Consider the following 18,106-nt stretch of genomic DNA (forward strand, 5'->3'; position numbering starts at 1 on the left):
ATGAAAGAAAAAAATTTCCTAGGAATTGGAATCTGAGGCAAACAGGAATTTATTCGGAGAAACCAGGTTGGTTTTTACAGCATAGATCACAATTCCTGCCGTGTTTTTTACACCCAGTTTTGCCATGATATTCTTGCGGTGCGTATTGATGGTGTGATTGCTCAGGCAAAGTGAATCGGCGATCATGACATTGGTAAGACCTTCTGCAATCATGGTGATGATCTCCGTTTCTCGTTCACTCAAAGTAATGGGTTCACAGCTGAATGAATCGAAATCGATATCGTTTACATCAATGGATGCGTCGCGGATTGTTTCCAGGATCTGTCCGCAGAAGAATTTATTCCCTCTCCAGGTCTCACGGATCGAATCGATGATTTCCGAACTGTCACAGTCTTTTTTGATATAGCTTTTCACCCCGGAACGCAAAGCATTCACCAGGGTTTGTGCCGATTGTTCGGGGGTAATCGCCACCACGCTCAAATCCGGTTTTTTCTGCAGAATCTGCGGAATGACATCAATGGAAAAACCTTTGGAAGTGTAATCAACTAAAATAATGTTCGCATCAAATGCTTTGTTCAGGGCAATCAGTTCTTCGTTGTTCCTTGCTTCCCCGACGATCTGGATGTTTCGCTCGGTAGACAACAGCGTACGCAGACCAATGCGTATGATTTCATTACTGTCGGCTAAAATGAGCTTCATTATTTAGATTAATTTTAAACAAGACAAAAGTAAGGAAAAAATGATACCATGAGAATTTTATCCCGATAAAACTTTCACATGATCTCAAGAAGGTTGATTAAACGGAGGTTCTTAATGGAATTCGTCTGAAAATGTATGAAAACTTTCTTGCAGGATCGGCAATTTATTAAAAGGTATTTTTTCAATCCGGAAGGTATCATTGCCTATAATGACCTGGTTTTCCCTCCAGTCACAAATGATATTGCGCTGATTGGCAGTGTATTGATGGGGAACATGTGTGTCTATCCTGTAATCTGTGAAAACATCGTTTTTGGATTGTAGGATGATATAATGCTGACGGTGTATGAACAGATGCTTTACTTCCGGATTTCCGTAAACCCGGTATGCTCCGTGATGTGCCAACCTCGGGTACTTGTCATCATTCAGGTTTCCGCTTACCAATGAAGGGAAAATGCTTTCGGCAATGATTAGTCCTGCAAAAATAAACCGGATGATTCGATGTCTAAGAGTGTTGTTATAACGGATTCTTTCCGCTCCGAACCCAAATAAACCGCTCCAATTTTGCGTGAAACACAAACTGTAAACAATGCTGAACAGAAGCAGTGATCCCGACAATAGTTTCACCGAGATGTCAAACGAAAAATTGATTAGTACAACTTGAGTAAAAATGACAATGGCCAGCAGTGATGCCAGGAATTGTGTCCGTTTGAATAACAAGAGCAATGCGGTAATTACTTCAATAATTCCTAAAGAAACAGTATAAGGATAAGAGCTGCCAACCAGCGACCAGTAAGCGATGTCTTTAGACAGCTTTCCAAAAGGAGTGAATAAGGTATTGGGTTCCGGCATGTAAAACTGTACTTTAATGATTTTGTCCCAGCCGTATTTGAACAGGAAGAAAAACAGGATAGCAGCAAGAACTGTTTTCAAAAGTTCTGTTGGGTGTAATTTCCACTTCGAACAGATCCAATGAACGATCGGAGAAGAAAAAACTCCCAGCAGTAAGCTCAGGGCAATCAATACGTATGTTCCGTATGTATCGGTCTCAAAGATCAGTTCGGAATCCATTCCCATCAACAAACCAATGAAAGGTTTTTGAACGGCCTTAAAGATCCAATCGAAAAGCGAATAGTCGAATGGGAGCAGGAGTACCCACCAACAGGCAATGCCAATAAAACTGATTTTCAAATGTTGCATCATGGTTATGCAATCAAGGGTTTCGTAGTTTTAGACCTACTGAATAAGCGCATCAAAAGCATTCCACCGCCGGTAATCCCGAAGAGGAAGAGCAAGTAAGATTTCTTCTTTTTCTTTGGAGTGTTTTCTTCAGGCATTGGCTGAACATCTTGATTTTCCGGAGTAATCACCTCTTTTTCAATCATCTTTTGAAGCTGCAGGCTGGGTGCTTGAATACGTCCGGTATCCGCTTTGTTTTCCAGGTTAATGTATTTGATGTGTTGTTTGTAGTAACCTTGCTGATAGATAGAGTCGAACTTTGGATTGTAATTGCTCCAGGGACTGTTCTTACGGACCGTATCGTGATAGATCATTCCTGAAAATTCCCGAAAAACCTGGATGTAAGTTGAATCATTCAATCGAACGATTTGGAGCAATTGAGGTCCGGGCTCCCCAAAATTAGTGTTCGGGTCAGTAAAGAAATCAACAGCCCTTCCCGAATGGCTTTTGTGTGCAATAATAGCCGTTTGAGCTTGAGAAATCAGGCTGGTCACTAAAAAGAGTATAATCAATGGTGTTTTCATGCTTAAGCGATTGAAGGATTGTTTTTTTTTGAAGGTCTGAATAATTTCATCAGCAGCATTCCGCCTCCTGTGATTCCGAAGAGGAACAATAAGTAAGATTTCTTTTTCTTTTTGGAAGGAGTTGGGGCTGTCAACGGATTTGCTTGTTCCATGGGATTTGCTTCGATATTTTTGCTGTTTTCCAATTTCACCTCTTTCTCAGGAATTTTTGATTTTGCCGATTTGGGAGAATGTTTAAAGTTGACATATTCGACGTTCCGCAGATAAGGCGCTACTGTTTTTATAGAATCAATATTCAGGTTATAGCTGATAGGTGAATGAATGGTGTCAGCTTCGAATTCATTGCCGAATCGGGTATAAACCTTTAAAGCAGTGGAATCGTTCACGTAGACAATCTGGATCATTTTCCTACTGGGAATTCCGAAATTTCCAAAAGCTTCATTGGAAAAATCAGCTGCAGTTCCGGAATGACTTTTATAAGCAATTAGAGGTGTTTGCGTGGCTGAAAGGAATGCAAATCCGGCAAAAATGACTGTAAGTATTCGATGCATTGTGTTGTTGTTTGGAAGGGAATACAACCGGGAATCGAATTGGTTCAAAATAAAAAAGCTCCCGGTTGCCGCCGGGAGCCAGTCGTATTCCTACAACAACTTGTCCCGATTCTTCGGGATTGTTTTGTGTATATTTCCCTTTACACGCATAAGAAATGCACGTTTTTCAAAAAGTAACAACTTGAATGATAATTATGACTTCGATTCCACACAGTCATCTTTATCTTTAGATACTTTACAGATGAAAGGACATTGAGCGGAGTCGAAATGCCTTTCAATCAGGACCTCGTAATTAATTAATCCTCCGGATCGATCTCCCGAATGATCAGTTTATCAATCCGTGCCCCATCCATATCAACTACTTCGATCTCGAAATTCAGCCAATGGAATTTCTGTCCTGTAGTCGGGAAACTTCTCAACTCATTCAATACCAATCCTCCGATAGTCGTGAAATTTAACTCCGAAGAATTGTCTTCCAATCCAAATTGGCGGAAAAATTCGGCAATCGGGTACTGACCGTCGATTAACCAGGATCCGTCTTCACGTTGGATAAATTCGAATTCCTCCGAATAAAATTCATGAAAATCACCCACCAACGCCTGAAGAAGGTCATTTAGTGTGACAATTCCCTGAACCTGCCCGAATTCGTCGGTAATGATCCCGTAATGAGTACGTGTTTCTTTGAAATGCACCAATGCCTCATACGCCGAAATATTCTCCAGCAAGAATTGCGGTTTCAGCATCAAACTCTTCAGACTGAAATCCTGGTTGTTAATTGTGCGGAACAAGTCCTTCAGCAAAACAACTCCCAGTACATGTTCGCGTTCATCATCAAAAATCGGGTATACCGAGTGCATTTCTTTTTCGACTTGTTCGCGTACTTCATCTTTCGTATCGTTAATATCGATAAAGATTACATCGTTTCGATGGGTCATCAAAGAACTGACATTGCGGTCTCCAAGGTGGAAAACACGCTCCACGATATCCTGTTCGATTTCCTGGACTTCACCGCCTTCGGTACCTTCCTGGATGATTGCCTTGATTTCTTCTTCCGTTACTTTTCCATCGGAAGACTGCTTGACACGAAGGATTTTAAGCAAGAGATCGGAAGTTATCGTCAATAACCAAACAAACGGAGCAGTTATTTTCGAAATGATCAGCATCGGCCGGGCCATTGTTTTGGCAATTGCCTCCGGGTTGGTTAAACCGATTCGTTTAGGAACCAATTCACCCAGTACAAGCGAGAAAAAAGTAATGATAACTACAACTGAAGTTACAGCCAGGAAATGTCCATACGGTTTGAGGGCTGCAAATTTCATGTAAAACCCCTGAATATCCGAGGTCATTTTTTCTCCCGAGAAAATACCGGTTAAAATTCCAATCAGGGTAATACCAATTTGTACCGTCGAAAGAAACTTATTCGGCGAATTCATGGTTTCAAGAACCAGTTTAGCACTTTTGTCACCTCTTTTCGCGGCTACGTCCAGTTTGGATTTTCGGGCAGAAACCGTAGCGATCTCAGCCATTGAGAAAACCCCGTTCAGGATTATTAAAAAGAGGATTATGAGTAATTCCATTTACCTGATTGTTCCGGGATAAATTTCCAAAGCTTTTTCCAAACAAACAACTGCTTTTTTCAATGAATCCTGATTCAATACATAAGCAATCCGTGCCTCCTGCAATCCTGCTCCCGGCGTCGAGTAGAATCCGTTTGCCGGTGCCATCATTACAGTCTGACCTTCGTATTCAAATTCTTCCAGAAGCCACTGACAGAATTTTTCTGCATTGTCGACCGGGAATTTAGCCACGCAGTAAAATGCTCCGCTTGGTTTCGGGCAAAATACGCCCGGGATGCTGTTCAATCCGTCAACCATAATATTTCTGCGCTGCACGTATTCGGAAACAACGTCATCGAAGTAAGATTGAGGAGTATTTAAAGCTGCTTCGGAAGCAATCTGGTCAACTGTCGGCGGAGAAAGTCTTGCCTGACCGAATTTCAACGCAGCATCCATGACTTCTTTATTCTTGGAAACCATTGCTCCGATACGAGCTCCACACATGGAATAACGCTTGGAAACGGAGTCGATCATGATCACGTTGTTTTCAATCCCTTCCAAATTTAAAACGGAGAAAGGCTGAGCACCATCGTAACAGAATTCGCGGTAAACTTCATCCGCAAACAAGAACAGATCGTGTTTTTTAACGATGTCGCGCAATTGTTCCAGTTCTTCCTTGCTATACAAATAACCGGTTGGGTTACCCGGATTACAGATAACGATTGCTTTTGTTTTTGCAGTGATCTTTGCTTCGATCTCAGAAACCGGAGGCAGGGCAAACCCTGTTTCGATAGTAGATGCAACCGGAACAACTGTTAAACCTGCAGTAACGGCAAAACCATTGTAGTTTGCATAAAACGGTTCGGGAATGATTACTTCATCTCCCGGGTTACAAGTTGTCATGAAACCGAAAATCAACGCTTCGGATCCACCGGTTGTAATAATGATATCCTCCGTATTTACGGGAAGACCACCTTTTCTATACGTTTCAGCCAATTTGGTTCTGTAAGATTCAAACCCTGCAGAGTGGCTGTATTCAATAACTTTATGGTCAAAATTGCGAATAGCATCTAAAGCTACCTGAGGAGTTTCGATATCCGGCTGACCGATATTTAAATGATAAACAGTTTTACCGGCTTTTTTAGCTTTTTCAGCATATGGAACCAATTTACGAATCGGCGATGCTGGCATGTCAATGGCTTTTTGGGCAATTTTTGGCATTTCTTTTCTTTATTTTGAAGAGAACAAAAGTACAGTAAATGTTGAGATATCAGCAAAAAAAGCTGATTTTTACATCCATGAAAGCAATCCGATTTTTACTTCTTGGCGCATTACTGGCAGTTGGCTGTGCGGAATCAGTCGAAACCAGATCTAAAATAAAAGAAGAGGAGGTAAAAATGCAAGGTGATTTGGTGCCTCTGGAAAAATCGGAAGATCCGGTACCGGGAATGAGTATTCTGATTCACAAGGGAGATACACTGGTAAGTGTAGATCATTTCAACAAAAATATTTGGTGGGAATTGAAATACGCAACCGAAGATAATTTCATGCACCGCATTTTGTACGATACCTTGAAAAAACCTTATGTTCAGATCGATATAGCGAGAAGACTGGCAAAGTCACAGGAATACCTCACGGGAAGGGATTCCGGTTATCATTTGTTGGTTTATGATGCGTTGCGCCCTTTGAGTGTTCAATGGGAAATGTGGAATGCGCTGGACACGATTCCGGCTTTTGAAAGGGGGAAATTTGTAAGCAACCCGAGGAATGGGAGTGTCCATAATTATGGTGCAGCAGTAGATTTGACGATCTGTAATTCCAAAAGAAAGCCTTTGGATATGGGAGCAGGCTACGACGATATACGAAAAATTGCTTATCCTTCTCTGGAATCTGAATTCCTTGCAAGTGGAGAAATTACACAGCGGCAGATTGATAACCGGAAATTGTTGAGAAGGGCCTTAAAAAGCCAGGGATTTTCCAATATCCCAACAGAGTGGTGGCATTTCAATGCTTTCCCACGGCCGGTGGTTAAAGTGAAATACCAGATTGTGACAAGTGAACTAGCAGATCAGATCAATTAATCTTTTTATTCTATGGATTATATAGAATATTAAAATCTCTTTTAGATTTGCATCATGAAAATGATTGCACTGGGATTTTTATCCATTCATTCCTTTTTCTGTTTCGATCAGAGTTCCAATACCAGTAATGCCTGGCTGTTAGCGCAGTTGAAGGTGGATTACAAAAGGCAAACTCATGTTTTGGAGCTTGGTCACAGACGTTATGAAAATTTTTTAAATCATCACCGTCAAAGTTTATTCAGGTATACTTTCAGTTACCAGGCAAATTCAAAAAGGACGGGTTTTGGTGGTGGTATTGCAGGATTTATTCATGAAAGGAATGAAGGAAGAAGGATAGAAACGGAAATAAGGCCCTTTTTACAAGTTTCACAATTATTTCTGAAGAAAGCCATTCAATTTCAACTTCGGTTTCGGAATGAATTTCGGTTTTTTGACAGGTCGACCAAGGATCAGGACCGACTGCGGTTTCAGATGCTGTTTTCATATCCGTTGCATTCAGATTGTAAGACCCGGTTACTTTGTTTTAACGAATGGTTTTATATCTGCGGAAGTATGAAACCATGGGAGTGGAGAGGCGGTGTCTCTATCCAACAGCCGCTGCTCAGGCATTGGAAGTTGGGAATTGGATATATCTACCAAAATAATGAAAATAGTGCGATCCGAAATATTCATGTTATCCAGCTTTCCGGAAGCTATAATCTCCTATTAAATTAGTAGTATATTTGTTTTGTGATACCAAAAAGGTCTAAGTATGCCATTCAGGCGTTGAAATGTTTGGCGAAAGTTTATCGCGATAAAAAGCATTTGTCTATTGCAACAATCGCAGAACAAGAGCATATTCCAAGAAAATTCCTGGAAGCAATTTTACTGCAGCTTCGCAATGGTGGAATGGTTGGCAGTAAAATGGGGGCAAACGGCGGTTATTTCCTGGTAAAACACCCGGATGAAATCGTGTTGAGTAGTATTATTCGCGCTACTGGCGGACCAATCGCTCTGCTGCCTTGTGTGAGCCTGAATTTCTACGAAGAATGTATCGAATGTCCGCATGAAGAGCTTTGTGGATTACACGATGTCATGCTTGAGGTACGTGAAGCAAGCATTCATATTCTTTCCAAAACAAGTTTGGCAGATTTAATTTTGCGCGAAAAAAAATTAGCACGAAAAGCCGAAAGTAAGCGTAAATAAACATTTTTTTGAAAATAATATCCTACTTATCCGATAGGAATAATAGAAAATAAATCCGCTTTTGCTTGCACCTTTCGGAAACAGCCTTTTACTTTGCACCAGAGAAAGTAAAACTTTCGATAACAGATTCGCGGAAGCGAATCGAAAAAATAAAGAAAACGATATGATCAAGAGAAACTTCATGCGTAACATGTACATGCAGCTGTGTTGTATGTCCCGTTTGGGACAGCGGAAGGTATAACTATAAACGAACAATTGAGTTACAACCCTTCTCCGCATTCGACAGAGAAGGGTTTTTTAGTGCAATCAGAATTCCCCGACGATGAATGTCGGGATTATATAAAAAAAATGAAAAAAGTATATATCAACGAATACGGTCCTAGAGTTTCAGCAGCTGTCTACGGATTTTGGCGCTGGACCGAAGAAGATTTGCTGGATACGCGAAAATTTGAAGATGTCGTATTGTTTACAAGAGAATTGGGAATCGATACCTATGATTTGAGTCCGGAACACGGAGCCAGTCAGTTGGAAACACAATTTGGAAAATTGATTGAATCAAAAGCAATTAATCAGTCGGAGCTGGTGCTGTCGAAAAAGGTTGGTTTGCGCGAGTATTCCGGTTCTCACGGAAGCGGGGTTTATTACGACTTAAGTCCGCAACACATTACAAAAGATGTGGAGCAGTCTTTAGCACGCTTGAAAAGAGAAAAGATCGATATTCTAATCCTGGAAGGTTTTGACTTCCTGTCGAATTTTGAAGAAACTGCATCGGCTTTGTTAAAACTCCAGCGGAGCGGAAAGATTTCCTACATCGGAGTGTCGAATTTTAATGTATTCCAACAGCGCTTGCTTTCTTCATCGCTTTCACAGCCAATCATTACCAATCATTTGGAATTGAATTTACTGCAGACGGAAGCATTGCATGACGGGCGATTCGACTTTATCCGTGAACAGCACAGCCGGGCAATGGCATTTTCACCTTTGGCTGACGGACGCATTTTGCTTGGAGAAGATGCACAGGCGGTAAAATTACGCCTTGCCTTGATTGAGATCGGTAAGAAATACGAAGCGAATGTGGAACAGGTTGCCGTTGCATGGCTGCATAAACTGGGTGCACTTCCTATTATCGGGAGCAAGGAAAAACGCCGGATCCAAAATGCAGCAACAGCACATTCCTTTGAGCTTTCGCGCGAAGAATGGTATTACCTCTACAATGCAACCAAATAGTCATGGAAAGTTTCAGAACAGCATACGAAAACCAGGTAGCGGCGAAAAAGCTGCGTGTTGAAAAGGACATACTTGAACTGGGCGACAAAATAGCAGCGTTCAAAGATGGAAAGATCCCCGACGATAAATTCCGCTCATTGCGTCTGGCCAGAGGTGTTTACGGACAGCGTCAGCTCGGAGTGCAGATGATCCGTATTAAATTGCCTTATGGAAAAGTGACTTCCGGTCAGTTGCGCAGAATAGCTCAGGTAAGTGACGAATACAGCACCGGAAGACTGCACATTACAACCCGGCAGGACATACAAATCCATCACGTTTCCCTGGACCGCACTCCGGAGTTGTGGGCCGATCTGGAAAAAGACGATGTTACACTTCGCGAAGCCTGTGGGAATACCGTTAGAAACGTCACGGCAAGTGATAATGCGGGTATTAATCCGGATGAGTTATTTGATGTAACACCTTATGCAGATCAGGTTTTCAGGTATTTTCTCAGGAAGCCTTTCGGGCAGGAATTGGGACGGAAAATCAAAATTGCTTTCAGTTCGGACGACACCGATGATGCTTTTACTTTTATCCATGATTTTGGATTTATTCCGCGAATTGAACAGGGGATAAGAGGATTCAAAGTACTCGTCGGCGGTGGACTGGGAGCACAGCCTTTCCTTGCTCACACAGCTTATGAGTTCCTGCCGGCAACGGAAATCATCCCGTTCATTGAAGCTTCTATCCGCATATTCGACAGATACGGTGAACGAAACAGCCGGAATAAAGCCCGCATGAAGTACCTGATCTCAAAAATCGGATTGGAAGTATTTTTGGATTTAGTAGATTCTGAAAAAACTGCTGTCCAATTTGATTCGGAGAAGGACGATTTGATAGAGGTAAGTCAATTTGATTTCCAGGAATTTGACCCGATTGATTTCAATGAATTATTTAAGAGTGATCAGGTTTACAATCAATGGGTAAGAACGAATGTATTCCCTCAGAAACAACCCGGATACTTAGCTGTTTACGTAAAAGTTCCGCTGGGAGATTTTTACACGGACCAGGCACGTTCATTGGCTTATTTGTTAGACGATCTGAAGCTCCCCGAATTGCGCTTTACGATCAATCAAAATATACAATTACGGGGAGTGCGGCCGGAACAACTGGAAACCATTTATTCGCAGCTGTCGGTATTGAATTTAATTGAACCGGGCTATGGAGGATTGGCAGACATTACAGCTTGTCCGGGTACAGATACCTGCAACCTGGGAATCTCCAACAGCACCAATGTGGCTTTGGAACTCGAATCGTTTATCCGTGTCAACTATCCGAAATTGATAGAAGAAACGGGGATTTCGATTAAAATCAGCGGCTGTATGAATTCCTGCGGACAGCACGGTTTGGCGCATATCGGGTTTCATGGAAGTTCGATCAAAACAAAGGAGGGAACCCTACCGGCCTTACAGGTTTTGCTTGGAGGTGGAAAAACAGATGCTGGAACAGGAAGGATCGCTGAAAAAGTGATCAAGGTTCCAAGCAGACGTATTTTGAAAGTGGTACAGCTGATACTGGATGATTTCCTGGAGTTCCATGAGAATGAGGAAACATTCAACGATTATTTCGATCGCAGGCAAAATGCATACTTCTATAATTTATTGAAACCCTTAACCGATTTGGAAAGCGTTGCTCCTGAAGAATACCTGGACTGGGGACAAACAGAACGTTTTTCAACAGCAATCGGAGTAGGAGAATGCGCCGGTGTAATCATCGATCTGGTAGCAACATTGTTCTCGGATGCCGAAGAGAAATGGGAGGCTTCAAAAGAAGCTTTTACCGAATCGCGATTTGCAGATGCCCTTTATTACGCATACGCAGCCGGAGTCCATGCAGCAAAGGCCCGATTGATCGGGAAAGGAATCCGTTGCAATACCCAGCAGGGAATCCTCACTGATTTCGATACACATTTGGGAGTAGAACTCGGATTTTCCGAAACAAACCTTTTCAGTGAATTGATCCTGAAAATAAATAAAGAGAAGGCCTCTGAGAAGTTTGCAGCTGAATACCTGAATGAGGTATCTGAAGTATTAACAAAATTGAAGAAGAAATCCGTCAGCTGACGCATTAGTGCAGTTCAGCAAAGAGAATTAATGACAAGAAAATGAAACAAATCAAACCAATTCCGCGGATCTCCCTGGTCGGGGCAGGCCCGGGAGATATCGAACTGATCTCTGTGAAAGGGCTCAACCGATTGAAAAAGGCCGACGTGGTACTTTACGACGCTTTGGTGAATGAAGAATTATTGACCTATGCACCAACAGCAAAAAAAATCTTTGTCGGAAAAAGAAAAGGATACAAGGCATACGAACAGGAGCAGATCAATCAGTTATTGGTCGACACGGCAAATGAATTTGGTCATGTAGTGCGTTTGAAAGGAGGAGATTCATTTGTTTTCGGCAGGGGAATGGAGGAAATCCAATTTGCGCAGCAGCATGCTATCACAACGGAGGTGATTCCCGGGATTTCCAGTTCGATATCTGTTCCGGCACTGGCTAACATTCCTGTAACTCACCGTGGATTGAGTAATTCGTTCGTAGTTTTGTCGGCTACCCTGGCAGATGGATCATTGAACCCTGAATTGCAGAAAGTGATATCGTTCAATGCAACAATCGTTATTTTGATGGGATTGAGCCACATGGAACAAATTGCAGAAATCTTCGTGGAAAACTTGAAACCGGATATTCCTGCGGCTGTCATTTGCAACGGCTCTTTACCCGAACAGGAAATTATTACCGGAACTATCCGGACGATTTCTCAGCAATACAAAAAATCGGGGGTACAGGGCCCGGGTGTTATTGTAATTGGTGAGGTAGTTGGTTTTGCCAAAGAATTTAATAAGCAGTTGACGGATTCAATCTGTTTTTCATGAGGGAAGCAACTACCAACGAATTATTCCCGATTTTCCTGAAAACGCATGAATTGCAGGTATTATTGGTTGGCGGAGGAGCAGTAGGGCTGGAAAAGTTAAGAGCCTTACTGCTGAATTCGCCTGAAACCAACATAACAGTTGTGGCGCGTGAGTATTCAGATGATTTTATAGATTTTGCGGAACGGCATGAAACCGTTTACCTGGAAGTACGTGATTTCGAAGAAACAGATATAATTGGAAAACAACTGATCATTACCGCATTGAATGATTCGGAGTTTTCGGAATACATGATGAACCTGGCAAACGATGCCGGAATTTTATACAATGCAGCGGACAAACCCGAATTGTGTACTTTTTACCTGGGATCGGTCGTGAAGAAAGGTCATCTGAAGATTGGGATCTCAACAAATGGGAAGTCGCCTACTTTGGCTAAGCGGCTGAAAGAAATCCTGGACGAGAACCTTCCGGATGAATTAAATGATTCAGCAATTCAGTTAAATGAATTCCGGAACTTTTTAAGAGGAGATTTTGCCCGGAAAGTAAAAAAAATGAACAAGGCCACAGCTCAGCTGGTCGTTAAAGCAGAAAAGCCCTGGTATTTCTTTTCTCCCTTGAAATTGAGTGCCTATTTGTTCGGGACCCTGGCAGTACTGCTTACGGGGCATTTGATTTTTACTTTAATTCCTTTGGAACATATTTGGAATTCAGCAACAGGTATGATTGATTCCCTGACCATTGATTTTGCCTACTTTATGCTTGCCGGATTTATTGCACAAATGATAGATGGTGCTTTAGGAATGGCCTACGGCGTAAGTGCAACGACTTTCCTGCTCTCGTATGGAATTTCACCGGCGGTTTCAAGCATGTCGGTTCATGCTTCGGAGATTTTTACCAGCGGCGTTTCCGGGATCATGCATCTGCGTTTTGGGAATGTAAATAACCGCCTCTTTAAGTCGATTTTACTTCCGGGAGTCTTGGGAGCGATTATCGGAGCTTATTTGTTGTCCGAATTTGAAGCGTTCAATTACGTCATCAAACCGGTTGTAAGCTTTTATACCCTGTTTTTAGGCGCGTTGATCATTTACAAAGTTATTCGCCGGAAACAAGCTCGAAAAAAAGTAACAAAAGCGGGATGGCTGGGGTTTTTTGGAGGCTTTTTGGACTCCATAGGTGGTGGAGGCTGGGGACCTGTGGTTTCATCAACGCTGATTGCCAGGGGGAAACATCCCCGAATGATTGTCGGTTCAGTGAACCTTGCCGAATTCTTTGTTTCACTGGCCAGTTCCTTCACTTTTTTCACTTTGATCGGAACAACCGATGTGTGGCAGCCGATTTTGGGGTTGATTTTAGGAGGAGTTTGCGCCGCGCCGATTGCAGCTTACCTGGCTTCCAAATTGAATATCAAAGCAATGATGTTATTCGTAGGGATCGTGGTTGTAATTGTCAGTTTACGCAATTTTTTAACAGTATTATTTTAAGACACAATGATTGAGAAAATAAAAGAAATAACCCATACTTATTTGGAGGAATATCTGGCTAAGCTGGCTTCCCTGGATGGAGTGAGAATCGCTTTGTCATCCAGTTTTAGCTGGGAAGATCAGGTACTGACGCATGCCATTTATTCGCAGGAGCTTCCGATACGTGTTTTTACGCTGGATACAGGCCGGTTATTCCCGGAGACATACAGCGTTATTGAAGCTACACGGCAGAGATATGGCAAAAATCCGGAGGTCTATTTCCCGGAATACCAGTCAGTGGAGAAATTGGTCACCCAAAAAGGTCCGATCAGTTTCTATGAATCGCTTGAGAACCGCAAGGAATGTTGTTTTATCCGAAAAGTAGAGCCTTTGAACCGGGCATTGCAAAATGTGGATGTTTGGATTACAGGGCTTCGGGCGGATCATTCGGAAAACCGTGCAGGACTGGAATTGGTGGAATGGGATGAACAGCGAGGAATTGTGAAAGTAAATCCGCTGGCAAATTGGAGCCTGGAAGAAGTGAAGGCATATATCAAACAGCACACTATTCCTTACAATGTACTGCAGGACAGCGGGTTTGTGAGTTTGGGATGTCAGCCTTGTACGCGGGCAATTCGCGAAGGAGAATCTTTCCGGGCCGGAAGATGGTGGTGGGAAGATAACTCGAAGAAAGAGTGTGGACTACATAGTTAATTATCAATTATGAATTATCAATGATTTAAGCTTTGATAATTGACGAATTGATCATTTATAATTAGAAAGATGGATTATTTAGACGAATTAGAGGCGGAAGCCATTTACATCCTGAGAGAGGTAGCGGGTCAGTTTGACCGTCCGGCCTTGTTGTTCTCAGGCGGAAAAGACAGTATTTGTTTGGTGCATTTGGCCTTGAAGGCATTTAGACCCGGAAAATTCCCGTTTCCGCTGGTCCATGTCGATACCGGGCATAATTTCCCGGAAGCGCTTGCTTTTAGAGATGCATTGGCGGCAGAATTGGGTGAGCGGTTAATTGTTCGGAATGTTGGAGATACGATTGTGAAGCAGAAACTGCAGGATGCAAAAGGGAAATTTCCAAGTAGAAATGCCCTGCAAACTTATACTTTACTCGAAGTAATCGAAGAGTTTGAATTTGATGCCTGTATTGGCGGAGCAAGAAGAGACGAAGAGAAAGCAAGAGCGAAAGAACGCGTTTTCTCTGTTCGGGATGAATTCGGTCAGTGGGACCCGAAGCTGCAGCGCCCGGAATTGTGGAGCATATACAACGGAAAGATCGACAAGGGTGAAAATGTACGCGTTTTTCCGATCAGTAACTGGACAGAGCTGGATGTTTGGAATTATATCAAACGTGAAAACATTGCACTGCCGGAGATCTACTTTACACACGAGCGCGACTGTGTGCTGACGGAACACGGGCAGTTAATGGCTGACAATGAATTCCTGAACCTGGACGAAAACGATGAAATTGTTACCCGAAAAGTACGGTATAGAACTGTTGGTGACATGACATGCACAGCCGCGGTTGAAAGCGAGGCATATACGGTAGAAGACATCATTGCGGAACTGAAAGAAGCGAAAATCTCTGAACGCGGGGCAACAAGAATGGACGACCGGGTCTCGGAAGCAGCGATGGAAGACCGGAAGAAAGGAGGATATTTTTAAAATTATCAATTAGCAATTATCAATGGTTCAAGGGTTTTCTCTTGATAATTCAAGCATCGATAATTCATAATTCAAAAGAATGGATTTATTACGATTTTTTACAGCAGGAAATGTAGATGACGGCAAGAGTACCCTGATCGGGCGCTTGTTGTATGACAGCGAATCAATTTCTACAGATATTATTGAAACATTAACACGTCAGAGTAAAACAACCGGAGAGAATGCCGAAATTGATCTGGCTTTATTGACCGACGGTCTTCGTGCGGAACGCGAACAGGGAATCACGATCGATGTAGCTTACAAGTATTTTTCGACGGGTAAACGCAAGTTCATTATTGCAGATACTCCAGGACATGCTCAGTACACACGCAACATGTTCACCGGAGCTTCAACGGCACAGCTTGCAATCATTTTGGTAGACGCCAGGAACGGGATTACCGAACAGACAAAGCGCCACAGCATTATTTCGGCCGTGCTTGGAATTCCGCAGGTCTTAGTGTGTATCAACAAAATGGACCTGGCAGATTACAGCGAGCAGCGTTTTGACGAGATAGTTTCCGAATATGCCGATTTTTCAGGGAAAATAGGATTGAACAAGGTCGATTACATTCCAACTTCAGCATTGGCAGGAGAAAATGTAGTGCACAAAAGTACCCTTATGGATTGGTATCCGGGACCTTCATTGCTTCAATACCTGGAAAACATCGAAATAGAAGTTGCTGAAAGTTCGGATGAAGCGCGTTTCCAGGTTCAGTATGTAATCCGCCCGCAAACAGAAGAATTGCACGATTACCGGGGATATGCCGGAAGTATCCTGAACGGAAAATTCCATGTTGGAGATGAGGTCACCGTTCTTCCATCCGGTTTATCCAGTAAGATCTCCGGGATTGAAAGCAACCTGGAGGAAGTTGTAAGTGCAGGTAAAAATCAGCCGGTAATCATTCATTTGGAAGATGACCTGGACATCAGCCGCGGGAATACGATTGTTCCGACGAACGCTTTACCGCTTACTGAAAAATCACTGGAAGCAACCATTTGCTGGATGGATAACACACCGTTTAATTCCGGACAGAAATTTATTCTGCAGCAAAACAGTTTTCGTACGAAGGCTGCAATTCGTGAAATCCATTCAAAGATTGATATTCACAGCTTCGGAGATTTGGAAAGCGATGGTACACTCCGCTTGAATGAATTGGCCAAAGTTTCTGTCAAAACAGCGGAAGCGGTAAGTTATGATCCGTTTAAAAAACTTGCGAAAACAGGAGCTTTCATCTTAATTAACGAGAATACCAATCAAACAGTGGCCGCGGGAGTCATCTAGAGAAGGTTAAAGCGTTCAAAGTGTTCAAAAAAGTTCCAAAATCAAAAATGTTTTGTTTGAACATTTGAATCTGCCGCGGCAGAAACATTTGAACATTTGAACCCAAATTATTAAACAAACAAATCATGATCGAAACAGATATCATTATCATTGGTGCAGGACCGGTTGGTCTATTTACAGTATTTGAAGCCGGATTACTAAAATTGCGTTGTCATTTGATTGACTCGCTTCCACAGCCCGGCGGACAATGTTCGGAGATCTATCCTAAAAAGCCGATCTATGATATTCCGGGATTTCCGTCCGTGTTGGCAGGTGATCTAATCACCAACCTGATGGAGCAAATTGCTCCGTTCAAACCCGGATTTACCTTAGGAGAAGCCGCTTCAACCATTGATAAGCAGGAAGACGGTTCATTCATAGTAAGTACCGTAAAAGGAACACAGCACAAAGCTCCGGTTGTCATGATTGCCGGTGGACTGGGAGTTTTTGAACCACGAAAACCGCCTATTGACAGTATTGGACTTTTTGAAGAAAAAGGAGTGGATTACATCATTAAAGATCCGGAAGTTTTCCGTAACAAAAAGTGTGTCATTGCCGGAGGCGGCGATTCGGCATTGGATTGGTCGATTTACCTGGCTGAGAATAACATTGCTTCGGAAGTGACACTGGTGCACAGGAGTGCTTCTTTCCGCGGACATCTGGATTCCGTGCAAAAAGTGATTGATATGGCAGGTTCCGGGAAAATCTCCCTCATTACCGAGGCAGAAGTAACGGACTTAAAAGGTGGAAGTTCTTTGGAAGAAGTCATCATCAGTCATTCAAAAAATGGAGAGATCGTAACAAAAGCAGACCATTTTATTCCCTTATTCGGCTTGAAACCTTCCCTGGGGCCAATAGCGGATTGGGGACTGGAAATCGAGAAGAATGCTATTAAGGTGGACACGCTGGATTATTCTACGAATATTCCGGGGATTTATGCGATCGGGGATGTGAATACCTATGAAAATAAATTGAAGCTTATTCTGTGTGGTTTCCATGAAGGAACTTTAGCTGTACAGTCGGCTTTTGCACGTATTCATCCGGATAAGAAGAATATTTTGAAGTATACGACGGTAAATGGGGTAAACGGGTTTTAGTTTGGCAGCCCGCGGATTTCTATAACTATCTTATTGATATAAATCAAAAAGTCCTGATCCGCCAGAGCAGATCAGGACTTGAAATGATAGAATTCGTTCTTAGTGTGAGTGTCCTTCATGACTGTGACCATCACCTTCTTTGTGCTCATGGTCATGATCTTCCGTTGCAGAACAAAGTCCTACGATTTGGTGAAACACATCGTGCAGACCGGAAAGTGATTTCGTGATCTTTTTATCACCAGCACCGTTTTTGATATCAGCCTCTAATTTTTGGCTGTCAGTAACCAATTGATCAACAGCTTTCTTTACTTTTTCATTATTGAAATCAGCCGGAAATGCAGATGCCTGAAGCGTTTTTGCTTTTTGTACCATTTCACCGATACGCGTTTTAATCGGCTCCAGGTTTCCTTCTTCACTTGGGTGGAATGTTTGAGCCATTACTTTGTGGAACTCTTTCAATTCAGCCCAGTCCTGTAATTTGCTTTGCGCAGAAGCCTGATTTGCCAATGCGGCAATCCCGAAACCTACTAATAGTAATAAAG

At 42.5% G+C, this 18,106-nt stretch carries 18 protein-coding genes; 11 read left to right on the plus strand and 7 right to left on the minus strand.

Annotation, left to right across the window (positions count from 1 at the left end):
• Positions 1–18: 18 nt before the first annotated feature.
• The 6 genes from QZT69_RS13650 to QZT69_RS13675 all read right to left on the minus strand — a co-directional run bounded on the left by QZT69_RS13650 (position 19) and on the right by QZT69_RS13675 (position 5,787).
• Positions 19–699, minus strand: a complete 681-nt coding sequence (locus tag QZT69_RS13650; protein ID WP_294675443.1) for a response regulator transcription factor — start codon at positions 697–699, stop codon at positions 19–21.
• 111 nt (positions 700–810) lie between these two features.
• Positions 811–1,899 (minus strand): hypothetical protein, encoded by a 1,089-nt coding sequence (locus QZT69_RS13655; RefSeq protein ID WP_294675449.1) that lies wholly within the window; start codon positions 1,897–1,899, stop codon positions 811–813.
• A gap of 2 nt (positions 1,900–1,901) precedes the next feature.
• Positions 1,902–2,459: a hypothetical protein gene (locus QZT69_RS13660; RefSeq protein WP_294675455.1), complete on the minus strand. Its 558-nt coding sequence runs from the start codon at positions 2,457–2,459 to the stop codon at positions 1,902–1,904.
• A 2-nt stretch (positions 2,460–2,461) separates the two neighbouring features.
• Positions 2,462–3,010: a hypothetical protein gene (locus QZT69_RS13665; protein WP_294675462.1), complete on the minus strand. Its 549-nt coding sequence runs from the start codon at positions 3,008–3,010 to the stop codon at positions 2,462–2,464.
• Positions 3,011–3,306: 296 nt separating this feature from the next.
• On the minus strand, positions 3,307–4,587 hold the full coding sequence (locus QZT69_RS13670; protein WP_294675470.1) for a hemolysin family protein: 1,281 nt from the start codon (positions 4,585–4,587) through the stop codon (positions 3,307–3,309).
• Positions 4,588–5,787, minus strand: coding sequence for a pyridoxal phosphate-dependent aminotransferase (locus QZT69_RS13675; RefSeq protein WP_294675474.1), 1,200 nt, complete (start codon positions 5,785–5,787; stop codon positions 4,588–4,590).
• Between the two features lie 38 nt (positions 5,788–5,825).
• Here QZT69_RS13675 and QZT69_RS13680 point away from each other — a divergent pair, with 38 nt between their 5' ends.
• The 11 genes from QZT69_RS13680 to QZT69_RS13730 all read left to right on the plus strand — a co-directional run bounded on the left by QZT69_RS13680 (position 5,826) and on the right by QZT69_RS13730 (position 17,564).
• On the plus strand, positions 5,826–6,647 hold the full coding sequence (locus tag QZT69_RS13680) for a M15 family metallopeptidase (RefSeq protein ID WP_294675480.1): 822 nt from the start codon (positions 5,826–5,828) through the stop codon (positions 6,645–6,647).
• A gap of 54 nt (positions 6,648–6,701) precedes the next feature.
• Positions 6,702–7,361 (plus strand): DUF2490 domain-containing protein, encoded by a 660-nt coding sequence (locus tag QZT69_RS13685; RefSeq protein WP_294675488.1) that lies wholly within the window; start codon positions 6,702–6,704, stop codon positions 7,359–7,361.
• Positions 7,362–7,376: 15 nt separating this feature from the next.
• A complete protein-coding gene (locus QZT69_RS13690) occupies positions 7,377–7,832 on the plus strand; it encodes an Rrf2 family transcriptional regulator (RefSeq protein WP_294675494.1) in 456 nt (151 codons plus the stop codon).
• A 348-nt stretch (positions 7,833–8,180) separates the two neighbouring features.
• Positions 8,181–9,059: an aldo/keto reductase gene (locus QZT69_RS13695; protein WP_294675500.1), complete on the plus strand. Its 879-nt coding sequence runs from the start codon at positions 8,181–8,183 to the stop codon at positions 9,057–9,059.
• Between the two features lie 2 nt (positions 9,060–9,061).
• Complete coding sequence (locus tag QZT69_RS13700) at positions 9,062–11,161, plus strand: nitrite/sulfite reductase (protein ID WP_294675517.1); 2,100 nt, start codon at positions 9,062–9,064, stop codon at positions 11,159–11,161.
• Between the two features lie 41 nt (positions 11,162–11,202).
• Complete coding sequence (gene cobA / locus QZT69_RS13705; protein WP_294675523.1) at positions 11,203–11,970, plus strand: uroporphyrinogen-III C-methyltransferase; 768 nt, start codon at positions 11,203–11,205, stop codon at positions 11,968–11,970.
• The gene (locus QZT69_RS13710; RefSeq protein WP_294675539.1) at positions 11,967–13,448 is read left to right on the plus strand and encodes a TSUP family transporter; all 1,482 of its coding nucleotides are present in this window, start codon (positions 11,967–11,969) and stop codon (positions 13,446–13,448) included. Before cobA ends, QZT69_RS13710 begins: the two co-directional genes overlap by 4 nt.
• 6 nt (positions 13,449–13,454) lie before the next feature.
• On the plus strand, positions 13,455–14,141 hold the full coding sequence (locus tag QZT69_RS13715) for a phosphoadenylyl-sulfate reductase (protein ID WP_294675543.1): 687 nt from the start codon (positions 13,455–13,457) through the stop codon (positions 14,139–14,141).
• 69 nt (positions 14,142–14,210) lie between these two features.
• Positions 14,211–15,107 carry a sulfate adenylyltransferase subunit CysD gene (gene cysD, locus QZT69_RS13720; RefSeq protein WP_294675548.1) on the plus strand — a complete coding sequence of 299 codons (897 nt, stop codon included), beginning with the start codon at positions 14,211–14,213 and terminating at the stop codon, positions 15,105–15,107.
• Positions 15,108–15,186: 79 nt separating this feature from the next.
• Positions 15,187–16,428: a GTP-binding protein gene (locus QZT69_RS13725; RefSeq protein ID WP_294675553.1), complete on the plus strand. Its 1,242-nt coding sequence runs from the start codon at positions 15,187–15,189 to the stop codon at positions 16,426–16,428.
• A gap of 125 nt (positions 16,429–16,553) precedes the next feature.
• Positions 16,554–17,564, plus strand: coding sequence for an NAD(P)/FAD-dependent oxidoreductase (locus QZT69_RS13730; protein WP_294675559.1), 1,011 nt, complete (start codon positions 16,554–16,556; stop codon positions 17,562–17,564).
• Between the two features lie 99 nt (positions 17,565–17,663).
• Here the strand turns inward: QZT69_RS13730 and QZT69_RS13735 are convergent.
• The coding region (locus QZT69_RS13735) for a hypothetical protein (RefSeq protein WP_294675567.1) at positions 17,664–18,106 on the minus strand (443 nt) is incomplete at its 5' end.

Source organism: uncultured Fluviicola sp., assembly GCF_902168135.1.
GTDB lineage: Bacteria > Bacteroidota > Bacteroidia > Flavobacteriales_D > Crocinitomicaceae > Fluviicola.

Coding starts and splice junctions, on each gene's coding strand:
- cobA (WP_294675523.1), top strand. CDS start 11,203: ATGAAACAAATCAAACCAATTCCGCGGATCTCCCTGGTCGGGGCAGGC.
- QZT69_RS13700 (WP_294675517.1), top strand. CDS start 9,062: ATGGAAAGTTTCAGAACAGCATACGAAAACCAGGTAGCGGCGAAAAAG.
- QZT69_RS13650 (WP_294675443.1), bottom strand. CDS start 699: ATGAAGCTCATTTTAGCCGACAGTAATGAAATCATACGCATTGGTCTG.
- QZT69_RS13685 (WP_294675488.1), top strand. CDS start 6,702: ATGAAAATGATTGCACTGGGATTTTTATCCATTCATTCCTTTTTCTGT.
- QZT69_RS13715 (WP_294675543.1), top strand. CDS start 13,455: ATGATTGAGAAAATAAAAGAAATAACCCATACTTATTTGGAGGAATAT.
- QZT69_RS13675 (WP_294675474.1), bottom strand. CDS start 5,787: ATGCCAAAAATTGCCCAAAAAGCCATTGACATGCCAGCATCGCCGATT.
- QZT69_RS13730 (WP_294675559.1), top strand. CDS start 16,554: ATGATCGAAACAGATATCATTATCATTGGTGCAGGACCGGTTGGTCTA.
- QZT69_RS13660 (WP_294675455.1), bottom strand. CDS start 2,459: ATGAAAACACCATTGATTATACTCTTTTTAGTGACCAGCCTGATTTCT.
- QZT69_RS13695 (WP_294675500.1), top strand. CDS start 8,181: ATGAAAAAAGTATATATCAACGAATACGGTCCTAGAGTTTCAGCAGCT.
- QZT69_RS13710 (WP_294675539.1), top strand. CDS start 11,967: ATGAGGGAAGCAACTACCAACGAATTATTCCCGATTTTCCTGAAAACG.
- QZT69_RS13725 (WP_294675553.1), top strand. CDS start 15,187: ATGGATTTATTACGATTTTTTACAGCAGGAAATGTAGATGACGGCAAG.
- QZT69_RS13665 (WP_294675462.1), bottom strand. CDS start 3,010: ATGCATCGAATACTTACAGTCATTTTTGCCGGATTTGCATTCCTTTCA.
- QZT69_RS13655 (WP_294675449.1), bottom strand. CDS start 1,899: ATGATGCAACATTTGAAAATCAGTTTTATTGGCATTGCCTGTTGGTGG.
- QZT69_RS13670 (WP_294675470.1), bottom strand. CDS start 4,587: ATGGAATTACTCATAATCCTCTTTTTAATAATCCTGAACGGGGTTTTC.
- QZT69_RS13680 (WP_294675480.1), top strand. CDS start 5,826: ATGTTGAGATATCAGCAAAAAAAGCTGATTTTTACATCCATGAAAGCA.
- cysD (WP_294675548.1), top strand. CDS start 14,211: ATGGATTATTTAGACGAATTAGAGGCGGAAGCCATTTACATCCTGAGA.